This is a genomic window from Sinorhizobium saheli (genome assembly GCF_001651875.1).
Classification (GTDB): domain Bacteria; phylum Pseudomonadota; class Alphaproteobacteria; order Rhizobiales; family Rhizobiaceae; genus Sinorhizobium; species Sinorhizobium saheli.
The window spans coordinates 1-16,388 of the sequence record NZ_LNQB01000091.1; the positions used below are offsets into that span (position 1 = coordinate 1).

The 16,388-nt window shown below is 57.3% G+C and carries 14 protein-coding genes and 2 pseudogenes; 7 read left to right on the forward strand and 9 right to left on the reverse strand.

Translation table 11 applies throughout. The annotated features are described in order from the left end of the window. Window positions 1–228 (reverse strand): IS66 family insertion sequence element accessory protein TnpB (gene tnpB, locus ATB98_RS23345; protein WP_066878010.1); only part of this gene is annotated, 228 nt, incomplete at its 3' end. Beyond that, window positions 225–572: a transposase gene (locus ATB98_RS23350; RefSeq protein ID WP_234782005.1), complete on the reverse strand. Its 348-nt coding sequence runs from the start codon at window positions 570–572 to the stop codon at window positions 225–227. The genes ATB98_RS23350 and tnpB, both read right to left, overlap by 4 nt. Before the next feature lie 57 nt (window positions 573–629). Between ATB98_RS23350 and ATB98_RS23355 the strand changes: the two genes are divergently transcribed. From ATB98_RS23355 to ATB98_RS23365, 3 genes are all read left to right on the forward strand, one after another. Further along, complete coding sequence (locus ATB98_RS23355; protein WP_066878013.1) at window positions 630–878, forward strand: hypothetical protein; 249 nt, start codon at window positions 630–632, stop codon at window positions 876–878. Between the two features lie 68 nt (window positions 879–946). Continuing rightward, window positions 947–1,090, forward strand: a complete 144-nt coding sequence (locus tag ATB98_RS30605; protein WP_407695300.1) for a hypothetical protein — start codon at window positions 947–949, stop codon at window positions 1,088–1,090. Then, a complete protein-coding gene (locus ATB98_RS23365) occupies window positions 1,091–1,402 on the forward strand; it encodes an IS66 family transposase (RefSeq protein ID WP_327197938.1) in 312 nt (103 codons plus the stop codon). 629 nt (window positions 1,403–2,031) lie between these two features. On the opposite strand, the gene ATB98_RS23370 is transcribed toward ATB98_RS23365, so the two are convergent. Then, complete coding sequence (locus tag ATB98_RS23370) at window positions 2,032–3,630, reverse strand: 5-guanidino-2-oxopentanoate decarboxylase (RefSeq protein ID WP_066878016.1); 1,599 nt, start codon at window positions 3,628–3,630, stop codon at window positions 2,032–2,034. 526 nt (window positions 3,631–4,156) lie between these two features. On the opposite strand from ATB98_RS23370, the pseudogene ATB98_RS28280 reads away from it, so the two are divergent. Then, a pseudogene (locus tag ATB98_RS28280) lies at window positions 4,157–4,471 on the forward strand (transposase); the annotation flags it as partial. Window positions 4,472–4,617: 146 nt separating this feature from the next. Here the strand turns inward: ATB98_RS28280 and ATB98_RS29185 are convergent. Beyond that, window positions 4,618–4,917 (reverse strand): annotated as a pseudogene (locus tag ATB98_RS29185) (integrase core domain-containing protein); the annotation flags it as partial. Between the two features lie 359 nt (window positions 4,918–5,276). On the opposite strand from ATB98_RS29185, the gene ATB98_RS23375 reads away from it, so the two are divergent. From ATB98_RS23375 to ATB98_RS30610, 3 genes are all read left to right on the forward strand, one after another. Continuing rightward, window positions 5,277–6,281 (forward strand): D-alanine--D-alanine ligase family protein, encoded by a 1,005-nt coding sequence (locus tag ATB98_RS23375; RefSeq protein ID WP_066878018.1) that lies wholly within the window; start codon window positions 5,277–5,279, stop codon window positions 6,279–6,281. Between the two features lie 318 nt (window positions 6,282–6,599). Continuing rightward, window positions 6,600–7,889 (forward strand): ATP-grasp domain-containing protein, encoded by a 1,290-nt coding sequence (locus ATB98_RS28290; RefSeq protein WP_084435740.1) that lies wholly within the window; start codon window positions 6,600–6,602, stop codon window positions 7,887–7,889. 363 nt (window positions 7,890–8,252) lie between these two features. Further along, a complete protein-coding gene (locus tag ATB98_RS30610) occupies window positions 8,253–8,555 on the forward strand; it encodes a hypothetical protein (protein ID WP_407695301.1) in 303 nt (100 codons plus the stop codon). Window positions 8,556–8,760: 205 nt separating this feature from the next. Here ATB98_RS30610 and ATB98_RS23390 read toward each other — a convergent pair whose 3' ends face one another. From ATB98_RS23390 to ATB98_RS23410, 5 genes are all read right to left on the reverse strand, one after another. Next, on the reverse strand, window positions 8,761–9,813 hold the full coding sequence (locus ATB98_RS23390; protein ID WP_157111071.1) for a KamA family radical SAM protein: 1,053 nt from the start codon (window positions 9,811–9,813) through the stop codon (window positions 8,761–8,763). Window positions 9,814–10,296: 483 nt separating this feature from the next. Beyond that, window positions 10,297–11,190, reverse strand: a complete 894-nt coding sequence (locus ATB98_RS23395) for a MurR/RpiR family transcriptional regulator (RefSeq protein ID WP_066878027.1) — start codon at window positions 11,188–11,190, stop codon at window positions 10,297–10,299. A 558-nt stretch (window positions 11,191–11,748) separates the two neighbouring features. Further along, window positions 11,749–13,023, reverse strand: a complete 1,275-nt coding sequence (gene ectB, locus ATB98_RS23400) for a diaminobutyrate--2-oxoglutarate transaminase (RefSeq protein ID WP_066878029.1) — start codon at window positions 13,021–13,023, stop codon at window positions 11,749–11,751. Window positions 13,024–13,582: 559 nt separating this feature from the next. Further along, window positions 13,583–14,566: a LuxR family transcriptional regulator gene (locus ATB98_RS23405; RefSeq protein ID WP_084435742.1), complete on the reverse strand. Its 984-nt coding sequence runs from the start codon at window positions 14,564–14,566 to the stop codon at window positions 13,583–13,585. An 872-nt stretch (window positions 14,567–15,438) separates the two neighbouring features. Beyond that, window positions 15,439–16,263, reverse strand: coding sequence for a hypothetical protein (locus tag ATB98_RS23410; RefSeq protein ID WP_234782006.1), 825 nt, complete (start codon window positions 16,261–16,263; stop codon window positions 15,439–15,441). Window positions 16,264–16,388: the final 125 nt, after the last annotated feature.

Genomic DNA, 16,388 nt, shown 5'->3' on the forward strand with positions numbered 1-16,388 from the left:
GGGCCAGCAGAACTGCGATTTTTCCAACCGCTTGGCATAAAGGCAGACGCCGGAGCCGTCCCACCAGACGATCTTCACTCTATCCGCTCGTTTGGCCCGGAAGACATATAGCGCATCGTTGAACGGATCACTGCCGGCGTCACGTACCAGCGACAGCAAACTGTCCGGTCCCTTGCGGAAGTCGACCGGATGACTGGCCAGGAACACCTTCACGCCGGAGGGGATCATGCCGAGCGCACCGCCCGGATCACCCGCTGCAAGTGCTCCTCACTGACGTCAGCGCGAGCACGCACGATCACGTCGCCAATGACAACCTCGATCACCGCTTCGCCAGTAGACGCCGCGGCTATCTCACAATGGGCCGGTTCCGTGGACACCTTCCGAGCGTCTAAGACCGCACGACGCCAGCCAAAGAGCTGCGACGGGTGAATGCCGAGCCGATGCGCGATCGCCGAGACGCTCGCGCCTGGCTCCAATGCCTCCGCCACCGCCCGTGCCTTGAACTCATCCGACCAGCGCCGGCGAAGCTGCCGCGGCGCACCCTCAAGGCGCTCGGCAACCGCTTCGATCATATGGAAGGTTCTAGTTCCAGAGCTAGGCGCAGACATAGAAGCTCACAGCAGCTCATTGTGTCCGCTACCGATATCCGACCGCTCACCCCTTCCGCCAGACGGGGTCTGCTTGCCGCTTACATCCTCTGCAAACTGCTGGTTGCGCCCCTGACGGAAACCGCGAAGAAAGAGGTCAAGTTCGCGCGCGCTGAGCCGGTGGCAAGCTCTACGGTCGAAATCGTCCTCGGTGATGTCGTGGTGCGCGTCGCCGGCGATATCGAGTTGGATTACTTGGCGAAGATACTCCGGGCGGTCCGCAAGGTATGATCGCGTCCGGCGTCATCGTTTGCGTGCCGTGCCAGCCTGTCGACCTCCGCAAAGGTGCGCTATCCTTGATGGCTCTGGTCCGAGACGGCGGTCTCGACCCATTCAACGGAGCGGTTTATGCGTTCCGGCCGAAGCGGGCGGACCGTGTTCCGCTGAAAGCGATGGTTCTCGCGTTGGCGCGCGAACAAGCCGCGAAAGAGGGCCGGCTGTAGGTGGCCGAGGCTGAGATTGCGCGATTGGGGGCGGTTGAGAAGAGCGCCAACGAGCGGATTGCCAACCGGACCTTGATCATGAAGGTTCTGCAGCGCACGCAAAATGGCAAGCGCTCTGAGCGGCTCCGCCTCGGGGTCAATGACGATCAGGTCTCCTTTGCCTTCGAAGAGGTCAAACCGGCCTATCGGCAATCCCTAGCGAACTCGACCGCGCGGCCAAAGACAAGCCGAAGCGAGCGCCGCGTCCGCGCAAGGGTTTTGCCGCACAAAGCCCCCATGCCCTGGAATTTCATGTCAGACGCCGTCAGCTAACCGCTTACCTTTCAAGCGTTATCTTCGAGTATGAATAATGCCCCGTGATCTGCCACGGGTAACTTCCTCCAGATTGGATTAGAGTGCGCCCTATCGTGAACCACCCCGATCTTTGGGCAGCCGGGACATTTCGATGGGGTTGAGATCTGGACTGTATGGGCGGCATAAACACGAACCAGGCGCCCTGTCTCGGAGGCATTGCCCCCTCGTGCACTCTTGTGGACGGCGAGATTGTCGAGGATGACGACATCGCCCCTGGCAAGAGCCGGCGCAAGCTGGCGCTCAACCCCAGTCATCGAAGGCCGCTCGGTTGATCGCCTCGTGGATGACCAAGGCGTCAGCTCATCTGACAGTCGCGGAAAAAGATTGAGTGCCTCTCATCCGACCCGATCACGAAGCGGTCGCGCCGACTTCGAAGAGAAGCCAGCCCCCTGGCGGGCGCTCATGATCTTGCCGCGTGCCGAAGACCGCTACTCGCCAAACATAAAGACAACGACCAACGCCGCGCCCTTTAGGCGCGCAGAGGATGTCCTGTGCTTGAGAGACCCAGCCCCGAAAAGAGAAGAAACCCTGATGGGCGGTCCAACGATCGGGAGCGGGCGCGGTTCAACCGACAGCTGAATCAGCAACTAAACGTAGGACGCCTCTACAATCTCAATCAAAGAGGGCTTGCCGCGCATCCTAGCCGCAGCCAAACGCTCCTCAACGGCATCGGCGCCCGCCAGTACCTCACCGTGCCAATCAAAGGCCTGAGCAAGCTTCTGGAAATCGGGTGTAAAGAGGTCGACACCGATCGGTTCGACCCCGGCGTTCTCCATGTGTCTCTTAATCTCTCCATAGCCGTTGTTTCTCCAGACGATCATGATGATAGGACAGCCAATTTCGCTCGCGGTCGCCATTTCCGGGAGAGTGAATTGAAGGCCACCGTCTCCGATCACACATATGACAGGGCGATCCGGAGCGGCGAGTTTGGCGCCTATAGCTGCCGGCAACGCATATCCCAGCGTCCCGTAGCCGGTCGCGGAGCAAAAGAATCTGCCCGGCTCGTCGGTGCCGAATGCCGTGCAGCCAGCATATACCGGTTGATTAGAATCGCCGACGATGATTGTATTTTTTGCGCCATGACGCAACGCCGCTAGCAGATGCAAGCACGCCTTTTCCTTAGGTGTCACTACAGCCGCCATTGCTGCCCTTGCGGCGGCCGCGCGTGCCTTCCCGCTGCCACCTACATCGGAAGGCGCAATCAACATACTGATCTGTTCGGCGGCTTCTGTCGCATCGGCCACGATCGCCAGGTCCGGGGACATGCCACGCATCGCCTGTTCAGCGTCGAGATCTATTCGAATGAGTTTGCCAGGGAAGTTAGTGCGTTCGAGGAGCTTGTTTTTGAAGTCGGTCGGCCCTATTTCGGTGCCGATCGCCAGAATTACATCCGATTTGCTTAGCAGTTCGAGGGCGGGCGCGCGGGCGGGAATGATAGGAACAGCAAGCGCGTGCCCCGGAGGCAAGATGCCGCGACCGTTCACAGTCATCAATACCGGTGCGTCCAAGGCTTCGGCCAGCCGCCGGATGGGGACACTTGCGCGCTTAGCACCACCCCCTGCGACTATGACTGGCCGAGCGGCGTTTGTGAGAAGTTCTGTGGCTGCAGCGGCTGCTTCCATTGCAACGCCAGGGGCTGCAGGCGTCTCAAGGTGGCGTGCAATCCCCAAGGAAGTGCTGTCGCATCCCAACAAGTCGACGGGAATCTCTATGTGAACCGGACGCGGCCGGGCGGAAGCAAAAATCGCGAAGGCTCTCGCAAGGGCGAGCTCGAACTCATCCATATGCAGAACTGTGTGACTGAAGGCACTGACCTGTCGCATTAATTGGCGCTGATCCGGCAGTTCATGAAGATGGCCGGCGCCTGAGCCCATCGCGCCGACTGCACTTACCGAAGAGATCACCAGCATTGGGATCGAGTCGCAGTAGGCCTGCCCCATCGCGGTCGCGATGTTGGTCAACCCCGGGCCGCTGATAATGAAGCAGACCCCGGGCTTGCCGCTAACCCGGGCGTACCCGTCCGCCATGAACCCGGCACCCTGTTCATGGCGAGAAGTAATGTGCCGCAATCCCGCGTTTTGCAGTCCACGATAAAGCTCGACCGTGTGCACTCCAGGTATGCCGAACACTAGTTCAACACCATTGGCGGCCAGCAACTCAACGATGTAGGTTCCAAAGGTTCTCATGACGCAGGACTCCGAGATTTGTTTGAAGCTGTACTGGACCTGAGACCAGGCCGGTTCCGGTGCGGCCTAGGTTTTGTGCTGGGCCAGAAAAGCGAAGTGAAATCCCGCATCTTCGGGGCAACCTTGGCATAGTGACCGATATCAGCTTCACCACTCGCTGACAGGCTGGGGACGAGTCGTCCCCGTTGATGATATCCGGACCGAGAGAGAAACAATCCGGGATTCATTTCGCTATTGATCCGCATGGGGCACTCTCAACAAGGACTATGATTACGACTATAGTTCAGCCGGTCAGCAATTGCTCGAACCACCTCGCCCACCGTACAGACTCTTACGTGAGTGACGGCAAAAACCGAACCTACCAAAGTTGGTGGGTGGCAAGGAGACCCATGTGCCGGACTCGGGTAAGCGGTGGACGGTCTCATAATCCTCGTCCTCGACGTGAGGGAAAGCCGTGCATGGAGAAGGTTAACACCGTCGCCAAGCACGTCTTTCAAGTGCAGGGCGGGGACGCGATAGGCGCAGTCCAATCACCGCGACCGCCATAGCGGCTACCGTTACGGATCCCGTTGCTCTTCGAGTCCGGCCGGCAGTTGCGGCTTGGCTCGGGCTTGTGCCGCGACAAAACTCGTCCGGAGGAAAACAGCGGCTCGGGCGCATCAGCAAGCAAGACCATCTCTACATCCGACGGCTCGTCGTGGTCGGTGCCCATACGGTGCTGCGCTTTAGCCGCAAGAGCACGGCTGCGCCGACACTATGGGCGGCCGAATTGCGGGCCAGGACGCCCTACACGCTCGCGGCCTTCATCAGTGCCAGCGGCATAAAGCGGCCGCACTCATAGGCCGAATACATGCCTGCAACCGACGCAGCCGTCTAAAACGCCCGACCGCGAGGCCGGCCATACATGCCAGGAAACTTCATCCAGCGGCGATTAGAGCCTCGGTGTTTCTGAACCCGATCTTTGAACCGCCGGAGAGTTTTTCGGCTTCATTCAGGGGGCGGGCTGGTTGCGCTCCCTAATTCATCAACGAGATCAGCACCTTGTTGCCGGTCGCACTATGTGGTCGTTCCTCATTACAGTATTGACGCCAATCTTCTATTTTTTTCGCGGGCATCCACAAGGGTCAGGAGCCAATGCTGGTTCAAGCATTCCGCCCGCAAGGGACCGTTTGAATGCCTCGATGAAGCATTCCCGGTCGGCTTACCCGGCCGTGAGAAGTCGAGAACGCGCCTCCCGCATAGGCCAAGCGGTCGAGATCACGGGCACGCGTATTTTGTGCCCTGGTCGGAGACGCTCATGCCGGGCTTGCTGCGACGTTGAAGCCGTCTGAACACGGCCAAGCGGACGGCGAAATCGCCTGAGTGTGCAATGCATGGCAGAGCATGGAACTCCTACGGTGCCCTCCAAACACCAGCGCACCGGAATAGCTTGAGCTAAAACCCGTTGTACTGCCAAGCTACAGTTGATGTTAGAGAACTGACACACTGAGGCTCAAATTTTTCGATGGCTGCAGCAATTTTTGTCTGCTTTGCGCCTATAGGTTACCATTTCTCCGCTGGCACGCCGATTGCATGAGACACTGTAGGATCAACCGAATTAAAATACACATGAACCTGATAGCGGGAAACATCCAGGGAGTAAGCTCATGCGGGTAGCCGTAGTATGGAACGATGATTATGGGGCTGTCATCAACAGGTTCGGTCAACCTTGTCCGAAGGAGGAACGTCGCGAGAAGGTCGCCAGCGTGGCGGCAGCACTGCGGAAAGGCGGTCACGAGGCGTTGCTGTGCGAAGGCGACAAGGGACTGCTCACTTCGCTCGAGCGTTTGATGCCTCCCGGTCCTCAAGCCCGGCCGTCCGGATTCGTTTTCAACCTGGCTTACGGAATTCAAGGCGAGTGCCGTCTCACCCACGTTCCTGCCATGCTCGAGATGGCTGGCGTGCCTTACACCGGATCGAGCCCGGTCGGGCACGGTCTGGCCCTTGATAAGGTCTTAACCAAGAGGCTCCTGCGCGATGCTGGGGTGCCGACGCCGCACTTTCGCGTCATGCGTAAAGGCACTGAGAGTATCGGTGACCTGCGATTCCCACTGGTAGTGAAGCCGCGTCACGAATTTGGCAGCTTTGGGTTGGAGCTTGTATATCAACCCGCTCAGTTGAGACAAGCCGTAGAAGTAATCGCGACGCAGTATTCGCAGGATGCCCTCGTGGAAGAATACATCGACGGGCGAGAAGTCACGAGCGCGCTGCTTGGAAACGGACAACTCGAGATCTTGCCTCTTGTGGAGTACGACTTCGGCGGCGCCGAAACGCATCTTCTGACTCGGGAGGCGCCACCGCGGAGGATTTGCCCGGCGCCAGTTGGGAGCAAGCTTAAGGCGGTGCTGCAAGATATTTCAGTTGCGGCGTTCCGAGCGTGCCAGTGCCGAGATTACGCCCGCGTCGACTTCCGGATTGACCGCTCCGGTCAACCGTTTGTCCTGGAGATCAACTCCATGCCGGTGCTCGGTACGTCCAGCGCTTATGTCCTGGCCGCGGCGACCGGCGGACACAGCTTCTCGTCATTGGTCAATCGCATCCTCAATGCTGCCCATACTCGGTACTTCGGAATCGGTATCGCCGAGGCAGATCAAGCATCGAGCCCTACTTAAGATGCTTCAGCAGTAGCCGCAGCACACGCATCGGCCCAGCCGGAAGTCTGCCTTCTATCAGCGGTGGAGGTCATGAACACTACCATTGAACCCTGGCCCCGACGTGTGGCGTTGGTTGACGCTGGCCTTTCCCGTAGACGGCTCTGCCTCGTGTGACTTTCGGCAGCCGCACCTTGGCATTTGCGATGCCGCTAGCACAGGGCAGCCTAAATCCGGACAATCACACGCTCATCGCGAGACTGAGGTTAAGCACCGGTTGCAAAAGATTATGCCTAGGCTCTGATCGCGGTCAGAGTGCGCAACGTGGAGGTAACGTTAATGGCAAGAAGAGCACTCATCCTGCTTGAAGGTCATAGAGGTAACGGTCCGCTATACATCCATGCGGCCCAGCGTCTTGGTCTTCATCCGATCACCCTGTCGGCTGATCCAACTCAGTATGATTATCTTGCAGCGAGAGGCGCTGAGGCAATCCGTGTCAACACAGATAAATTCGGTGCAGTGCTACGCGAATGTTGTCAAGTACGTGCGAGGTATGACATTGCTGGCATCACTGGGTTCACTGGCCTCGATGAGTCGCTCTATGTGATAGTTGCCAAGCTCTGCCGGTATTTCGATCTACCAGGACCGAACCCTGCGTCGATTGATCGATGCTGCGACAAGTTCGTTCAACGTCAGCTCCTCGCCGAGGCCGGCATTCCAATGCCTGCTTTTCGGGTGGCGGCCGATGCTAGCGAAGTAGAAGTTGCTGCCTCGGAGATCGGCCTGCCCGTGATCCTAAAGCCGGCGGTAGGCAGCGGCAGCAGCGGTGTCCGATTATGCCGGGACGGCGATGAGTTAGCGGAGCATACGACTCGGCTGCTATGTGGGGAACACAAATCTTCACGCAAGGTACTGGTCGAAGAATTCGCTCAAGGCCCACAATACAGCGTCGATACGATGGGAAGTGCAGTGATTGCAGTTGGTGCCGCTGACTTCGGCCACCCACCGCATTTCGTCATTCGTGAGACAGTTTTTCCAGCCCCGCTGACTGATGACGAGTATAAGCGTATCAGCGATGTTTCGCTGAACTGCTTGCACGCTCTCGGCCTCGGCTGGGGGCCAGCGAACATTGAATTCCGTTGGACGAAGCGCGGGCCAGTTGTCATTGAAGTCAATCCGCGCCTTCCTGGTTGGATCACTCCTCGCCTGGTTCAGATGGCTCATGGTGTCGACCTCATAACCGAGCACATCAAGCTTCTCATTGGCCAGGAATGGGACCTGCGCGCGCAGCGTTCGCACATTGCCGCCGCGCGGTTCCTAGTTCCTGATCGCGACGGCATCCTCGATTGGATCGATGGCGACACTCGGGCAGCTGCCGTACCAGGTGTCGCTGAGGTTAGAATTTATGTTAAACCAAAAACACCGGTCGTGAGAAAAGGCGATTACTTGGATTCGATGGGCCATGTCATCGCCGTTTCGCCGAGCCGCACACGTACTGCGGCCATACTTCAGCATGCCGTTGACTTAATGCATTGGTCCATCACGCCATTTCCGACACTTGGCGAACAGGAACAGACTGGGGCTGCTTGCCGGGCCGCACCAGCGCAGGTGGTATCAGACAAGACCTGATCGCAAACGACGATGCCTTCATTTCCGCCACGTCTATGCCACCGAAGGTGGCTAAGGTGCGGCGCCACCATGACCAAAACTGAAAATAGGACTACCGTCGCTGCCGTCCGAGACATTCTGCTTTCGAACCCCGACGCGCTCCGGGTAATGATCCGGGCCGTCATGCAACAGGTTCTCAAGGCGGAGGTGGACGAGGCGATAGGGCAAAAAAGGGCGAGCGCACGCTGGAGACGCTCGGCTATCGCTCTGGTCATTACGGCAGCACGCTGATGACGCGGTCGGCAAGCTGGAGCTCGGACGCCACAGCACTGCTCCGGGCGTTATCAGCGCTCGAAGCGGGCGCTGGTAACGACCATGGCGGCGATGTATGTGCAAGGGGTGTCGACCCGCAAGGTGAAGGCGATCACTGAGGAGCGGTGCCCTATGCCCGCTCGGCCTCGGCGATGCCTGCGATCAACGAGCGCCTCGCCGAAAGCCATATGGCCTTTGCCTGCCGCCCGCTTTCAAGAGCTCTTCCCCTATCTCATCCTCGATGCCCGTACGAGAAAGTGCATGAGGCCGGCGTCGTCAGAGCCAGGAGGTGCTGATCGCCGTCGGCGTCGATTGGGACGGCAGGCGGCAAATCCTCGCTGTCAAGTTACCGACCGGCATCTAGTTCAGAACTAGGCGCAGACATAGAAGCTCACAGCAGCTCATCGTGTCCGCTACCCGATACCCGACCCCCCCCCCCCCCCCCCCCCCCCCCCCCCCCCCCCCCCCCCCCCCCCCCCCCCCCCCCCCCCCCCCCNCCACGGCCACGACGCTACTATCTGGAGATAGGGCAGCTCCACTTGCGCTTTGTCGGCAAGCACGCAATGCGCGCCTTTTGATCTCATTCCTCGGCCAAATCGTCCAACCAGCAGGCACCCTCGAGATACGGCCGAGAAAAAATCTTACCGATCTTCTCCGGCGTCTTGTTTTGATGATACCGCATATAGACGCGGCCATCCGCTCCAAGGTCGAGAATCTCAATCTTTCCTGTGGAATGCGACATGATGTATTTGAAGGTCTTTTCAATGCCGCTCAGGCGTTGGTTGATGCCGTGCGCAATCTCTAGTCCTCGGCGCAGTGGAACTTGGAAATGCGAAGCGCCTTTTACCGGCCTGCCTTGAAAGAGGTAATAAGGGCGCATGCCAATTTGGTGACACTTGGCAAAGGTCGCAGCCAAGATCTCGGGGTCATCGTTGACTTTCGCGAGAAGCACGGTCTGGTTTAGAAATTGTACACCACGTGCGCACAACGCACGAATGTTACGCTCCGCATCGACCGAGATTTCGCCGATGTGGTCAAAATGTGTGACCATCATTCCGACCTTACGCGCATCATGGATCCGTTGGAACAAGGCTACCACACCGGGATCCTCGAATCTTTTAGGCGCGTAGGCGAGCATTTTTGTGCCGAATCGAATAGAATTCAAGTGTGGGAACGACAGCAGACGATCAAGAATTTCGTGGAGCCTGCCGGTGCTGAGCACAAACGGGTCACCTCCCGATACCAGCACGTTCGTCATCTCAGGGTGACCTCCAATGTAGCGTGCAATTTCCCCTAAGTCAGCTGCGATTTCATCTGAATCCCTGCCAACAATACGTTTGCGAAAGCAATAACGGCAGTATGAAGCGCAGCGGTCCGTCGCCAGCAATAATCCGGTTTGGGCGTACTTGTGCTGAAACCCAGGCACGACCGTGTTGTCGTGCTCGCCGCTCGTATCTAGATTACCAGGACTCTCGAACTCTTTGAATGACGGCTCGACGATGAGTTTAAGCTGGTCGTAATAGCCACTGTTGATGATCTGTTCACGATAGGAGCTTGTGACGCGATACCGCGTGATGCTGTGAGCTTCTAGATCATCCGCGGTCACCGCGCGAGTTCCCTCAATGAAATTGATGACCTCGGACGTAGGCCGTAGGCCCGAACCGGTGGGCGGAAGCGCTTTCAGCGGGGAAGCATCTATCGCATTACCTGTGGTCGTTCGAGCGGTCTTCATGTGGTCTCCCTTCCTTAAGTGCGAGACGTAATAATCGTAACGGCTTCTTCACCACGCCAGTGCAATCGGCGTGCCACGACGAGGATGTGCGGGAAAGAAATGCAAGGCATACGCTTACGCCGCGGTGACCACTAACAGCGCCTCACATGCGTCAGGTTTCAAACAGAAACGTCCACCAGTTACGCGGCCAGTACGAGGATGCGCAGGGTCAAATTACGACGTTTGTCACTTATCTCGTACAAACGAAGCGCTGTGGCATCGCAATCGAGAAAGTATGTAGCCGCTTGGTTCACGACGAAAGTAAATGGGCACGAGGCTCGACTTGAGATCTGGTCCTCATGTCCAAGCACAGATGAGCCCTTTGAGTTTGCGGTTCTGTCTCGGTCAATCAGAGTTCGCGCGCATGCGCGGTATTTGGAGGACATAAGTGTCGAATTCCGCAAGATGTTCTTCGCTGGCGGCCAAGGATTGGAGCGCGCAACTGCCGCGTCTGGCGGCGACCAGTTCCACGAGGCATTCCACCGCGGCGAATGCGGGAGTCATGGTGTGAAAACACGAAGGCATTTCGGTCCGAACGTGAATCACAGTTTCGGAAAGGTTGGCGATTGGAGATAGGTCGCTGTCGGTCAGAGCGACGAGTTTCGCACCGCGCGAAACGGCGTACTCGGCTGCCTGCACTGTGAAGCGGGTATACGGGCTGACTGTAACCGCCAGCAAAGCGTCTTCTGGACCGACAGACCGCAGGACATCATTGGAGGCGCCGCCTATGCCGTCGATCAATATTGTGGGGAAGCCGAGCAATGAGCCGACATAGTGCATAAGATAGGCTACAGGAAAGCTTGAACGGCGGCCGATGCAAAAAATCTTCCTTGCCTCCACCAGGATGTCAGCGGCTGCTGCTAGCGCCGCAATCGCGGCTGGCTGCACGAACCCACTTAGATGACTATTCAAGGCTTTAACTGTATCGCCGATGACAACGCCGTCGCCCTCGACCTCCCGTCGTAGCAATAACCCCTCTGCGCGCCCGGCGAATGTGTCGGGCATTTCCCTGACGCTATTTGCGAATAACTCCTTCAATTTGTCGAAACCATCGAAGCCTAGACGCTTTGCAAGCCGCGTTAGTGTTGCCGGAGGCACTCGTGCTCGGCGCGCCTGCTCCCTCATCGACAGCAATGCGACCTCAGTCGGATGATCAACTAACCAACGTGCGGCGACCTTCATCTGCCGAGGGAACCGCTCGTAGCTGTCCTTTATGGCACTTTTGATCGGGAACTCCATTCTGGTTTACTTCCTCAGGGCAGAGTAAACAGATCGGAATGCGGACACCCGGTGCACAGCTGGCATGCTGGCTCTCCTTTCTTCGTTCCCCCAACCGCAATATCACGCATGACATTGGGATCGATCGGCGGTTACCGGCGCTTCTCGAACGTTGGGACACAAGAACTGTGCCAGCTGCACAGGAACAAAAATCTTCTCTATTGTTCAATTGCTTACGTGAGTGCAGGAACAAGCGGACCGAACACCACCGTGTCGCGGATCCGACAAATCGGACAGTCGCTTTGGTTTTCCAACAATCGTAGGCCGCGGTTGTCGTTGGCAGGGGAACGGTGCAATCGCGAGGCGTTGAGAAACATAGTTCCGTGCGTCAGGTTAGGGTCCAGCAGGTCCGCGTCAACATTGCGCGGCGGGGAATCGGTCGCGCGGAGCTGTTGCCTAGCGAGTCGGACACGAACAGGCGCGGCGATCAATTCGCCGGCTTCAACGCGCGAATTTCAATAGTCCAAGGTGTATACTGTCGGTGGCCCGCAGTTGCCCCGCCACGTTCCAGCCAGTCGCTTAGGCACTTGCGTGTACGGACTTTTGCAGAATGTCCAGACCGCGTTGAAGCGTTTGCTCGTCGATTGTCAAAGGAGGAAGGAGCTTGATAACTTGGTCTTCCGCGCCGCATCGCTCTACCACAAGCCCCTCTACAAAGGCCTTGCGGACGATCCTCTCGGCTAGCTTACCTGTGCTACAATCGAGGCCCAGCATCATGCCCCTTCCGCGAACAGAAAGCCTATGAGTTCGGTTCGCTTGAGTCACCTGCTGCAGGCGCTCGCTCATGATGCGTCCTGTTTCCGTGACGTCCATAGACAGCGCATCATTCATCCAATATTTCCGCAAAGCAGCGGCCCCCGTTACGAACGCAAGATTGTTACCCCGGAAAGTCCCATTGTGTTCGCCCGGCCGCCAAACATCTAGCTCGGGCTTGAGCAGCAAAAGGGACAACGGCAGTCCGCAGCCGCTTAGAGACTTCGACAAAAGAACAACATCTGGCGATAAACCCGCAAACTCGAAACTGAAGAAATTGCCTACTCGTCCGCAACCTGTCTGAATGTCGTCAACAATCAGGAGGATGCCATGGCTTCTGCAAATCCTCTGGATCGACTGCAGCCACTCTTTTCGCGCAGCGTTGATGCCCCCTTCAGCTTGAACAGTTTCCAGAATGATTGCTGCCGGCAGATCGACACCACTGCTTGCATCAGCGAGCACCTTATCGAGATATTCCGAAGTGTCGTTATCGGGTCCCCAATACCCGTCATAGGGCATGAACGCCACGCCGGCTGACGGAAAACCTGCCGCGTTCCGGTAGTATCGATTGCCAGTAACCGCGAGGGCACCCAAGCTCATGCCATGGAAGCCGTTGGTGAATGAAATTATACCGTGCCGCCCCGTGGCCTTGCGTGCGAGTTTCAAAGCAGCTTCCACTGCGTTGGCGCCGGTGGGCCCGGGGAACTGGAATTTGTATTCCAGACCACGTGGACGCAATATTATGGCATTAAAACACTCCATAAAGTCTCTTTTAGCTGGCGTAGCCATGTCCAACCCGTGGATTATTCCATTTGATCTCAGGTATTGAGTCGCTTCGTCGAGAAAGTAAGGATCGTTGTGACCGTAGTTAAGAACGCCTGAGCCAGAGAGAAAATCGATAAACTCGCGGCCGTTCTCGTCATGCAGAATGGCTCCTGCGGCTTTCTCGAACACCACAGGGAAGGATCGTGAATAAAATCGCACGTTCGATTCGAGGCTCTCGAAGGCGTAGAGTGAATTGGAATTACTCTCGTTTGACATGATTTTCCTCACCAGACGATGGCCTCACGGCGGCGCGCCTCATGCTCTTGAAACCGACTTGCGATGGAAGCGTTTTATACAGCAATGGCGGCCGACGCGACCTACGCACGCTAGTAGTAGCGTTACTGGCACTCCCTCAGTATTCGCGCATTCTGACTAGAACAGAACCGAGAGAGTTGCCCCTCGTGCCCATCGACATCCGATTTCCTGAAAAACCTAAACACTCTGAGCCGCATCACTTGACGCAGAGGCGAATGTAGATATAGCCGCCATGACCGGAATGCGGCGGCCACGATAAGACTTGGCGACCCCTCCAAGATCAGGGCCGAGCCACGTGTGAGCGTTAGGCATTTGGGTGACTCGCGGCCGGCGCGGAGGCCGGAGCTCCCGAGCGAACAAAAGGACGTCGATTTGCGTTAGGATGCGCCACAGCGCAGCATCGCCCTGAATGCAGGCAAGAGGACGCCACAGCGTAACCGATGTTTGAATCACCTGTACTCCCCTTTGATAGCGAGCCTGCTGCACAGGACCGTGGCTAAGCCTGTCTTGCTTGGTCCCTTTACAAGTCGATTATTCCGAGGGTTATTGCTTTAATTGCGGCGACGGTCCTGCTCGAAGTTTCCAGCTTTCGCATTACATTTTTAATGTGAAAGTTAACAGTATTTTCGGATATCCGCATAATAACACCTATATCCCAGGACGATTTCCCTCTTGCCACCCACAATACACACTCCTTCTCTCTTGAAGAAAGCGCAGGAATTTTTTGGACGACGTTCAAATTCGCGTCATTCGCGACTCTCAGATGAAAATGGGTCGCGGCAAGTTGTAAGTAGGCGATTGTTCTACTTTGGAATTCACGCTCGCAATGCCGAGCAAAGCTCATGATCGAGCAACTGCCTCTGGGGCCACGCAATGGAACAGTAATGCCGGACCGCAAGCCAAACGTTGCAGCCTCGTCAAACATGCGCCGCTCGTATTCAGTGGTGCCGGCGTCACTGTACACGTCGCTCCATCGAATTGTGCCAGCCCCCATTCGACTCTCCTTGATGACAGGGGCTATCCTCTCATAACCCATTTCCAGACACCGCTCCTGCCAACCATCAGGATAATTCAGAATCTCCTCCGAGTCGCATCTCACTGGGTTCGAAGCCTTGTGGTCGGTTGTAAGAGGACCATAGGCCACCCACTTGCAGCCAAATTTAAACGCAAAAGCCGACAAAAGGTCGAACAATTTTTTGGATTGATTGACACCATCTGTCAGATCGAGAAACCGACCGAGCTCGACCGCAAACTCGTCCCTACCTGTGTTTGCGAAATGGATCGATCCTCCCAAGGAAATCGGATCGGACACTTCGGTGGCCGATCCGCGGACTTGAGGGAAACCGCAGTCATCCGCGGGTCTTCCATAGTCTCTCTTAAGTGACAAATCGCCCGCCATGTAGTCACCGGTGCACGACGCGGCAGCCGATGAGGCACTACGGCTCTGCGCCCCCAAGGGCCGGTACTGCAGGGCGCTCAATGCAGGTCGAGAGAGATCTGACATCTTGCTCTCCTCCTTCGTCCGTCGAGTGACGTATTTCGTCGACAACTCCTGCCTCCGCAGCCAATGAGGGTTCAAAGGTCGTGCCAACTTTGCGGAAGGGGGTGTCAACGAGATCTTTTTTGTTTGTCAGTTATTTGAACACGGTGCAGCCAGCACTGAGCCAGTTGCCGCGACGTCGTGGTCTCGACAAACGCGACAGTAGTGTGCCTCGACTGCGAACTAGCGAGTGCTGTTGGGCCGCCCATCTGCGCCCGGTTGAATGGCAAGCTGCAGACCGGCCGTCGTGCGTGTCGTTGCGGCTAATCGCGCGCGGTACGGATCATCAGCACTTCGATCGGACTAAGCCGAAAGGCACGTGGCTCACTTGCGCGACCCCGAATTGCTGTCCGCCAGCCAGCGGTTACGGCCCTGCGTCAGCTAACGGATGCATCCGCGCCAGATCCAAATCGACCTGCTGCGCCAGTTAATGGAAAACCAAGTCCAGGTGTTCAGTCGCGGACGAACTAATCGGGCGCGTCCTGGCCTGACAACATTCACGTCGACAGTCGCACCGTCGACGTGAATGTCAGCCGGCTCAGAAAAAGACGGTTTCGCGGCATGCGATGCAGAAAGCTGGCGAGACTAGCCGAACTCGATCGCCAGCGCCTCCCCGTGTGCCTTCGGAGTCGACTAGGCGCAGGAAATTTGACCGGAGGCCTGATCACTTGCCTGTCGTGGTCTCATAGGCGTCGCACAACCGCTGATGCACCAGGCGATTGGCGGTGAGAGCCTGCGGCTCGGCGCGTCGTCCGTGACCGGGAGGGACGAGGGTTTCAACGGCGGCACGGACCTGACGTCGTGCTTTCTTCCCTACGTTCATCGGGCATGCGGCTTCACTTCGAACCTGCCGGCACCATCGTCTTCGCAAGAAGTCGCCTTGGCAGCTTTTCTAGGTCAGTGCCCACGCGTGCGTTCAGCTGTAGGCAACTGATCGGGACTGGAAACGCGAAATTGGCCGCCGCGAGGTCAACAGCATCGTTCACCATCCTTACACGTTGAGGTTCGGCACACATGATCTGGATCGGTTGCGCATGCATACTCAATGCGGTTTCAAAGAACTCGAGATCGTCATGTGTGCGATGCCGGCGGTTTCGAGCAATGGCCCGAACGAACGCAGCGTCAAACTTATAGACACCCACTAGATTCGAATCTGCAGAGGCGTGATTCTGACTTGGAGGGCGGTCGGGTAGGATTGCTGTAAGGCGCAGCGAATCGTTCGCTAGTACGCGCAGGGATCGTCTGCCCTGTGTTTTGCTGACTACGACAATGTTGCGGTCTTGCGACCGCAATAGGCGCGCGATCAACTCGAAGTCGATGACCACGTTTTCGGTAAACAACAGAAGCTCCCCGTCCACGTGGGCGATTTCCATCGTCGTTGCTGCGTCCACGAGACGTCCGGCGTTCGGTCTGGGCAGAGCGCGCCAGCAGAGCTCCATTCCATCCGGCTCGTCACCGCAGTCCATAGCGATGTCGTCCAAAGCCCCCCGGACCACGACTATCGTCCTGTGTACCCCAGCGTCTGCCAATTGAGATAATAAGCGTCGCAGAACCGACGTGCCGCCAACCACACCTAGGGCTGCTGAAAAGCGCCTTTTGCAGGTCGAGATCATCTGTCGTGGGTCGGTAATAACAATCCCCAAGCTCTGAACTTCGCGCATTTCGTCGATCCTCGGACTGAGAACTTCCTCAAATCTATATGAGGGTCGAGGGTTCTATCTACTACCAGGCCAGATAGTTGATTGGTGTGACTTCGAAGTTGGACTGTAGGTGAAGTGCGCAAAAG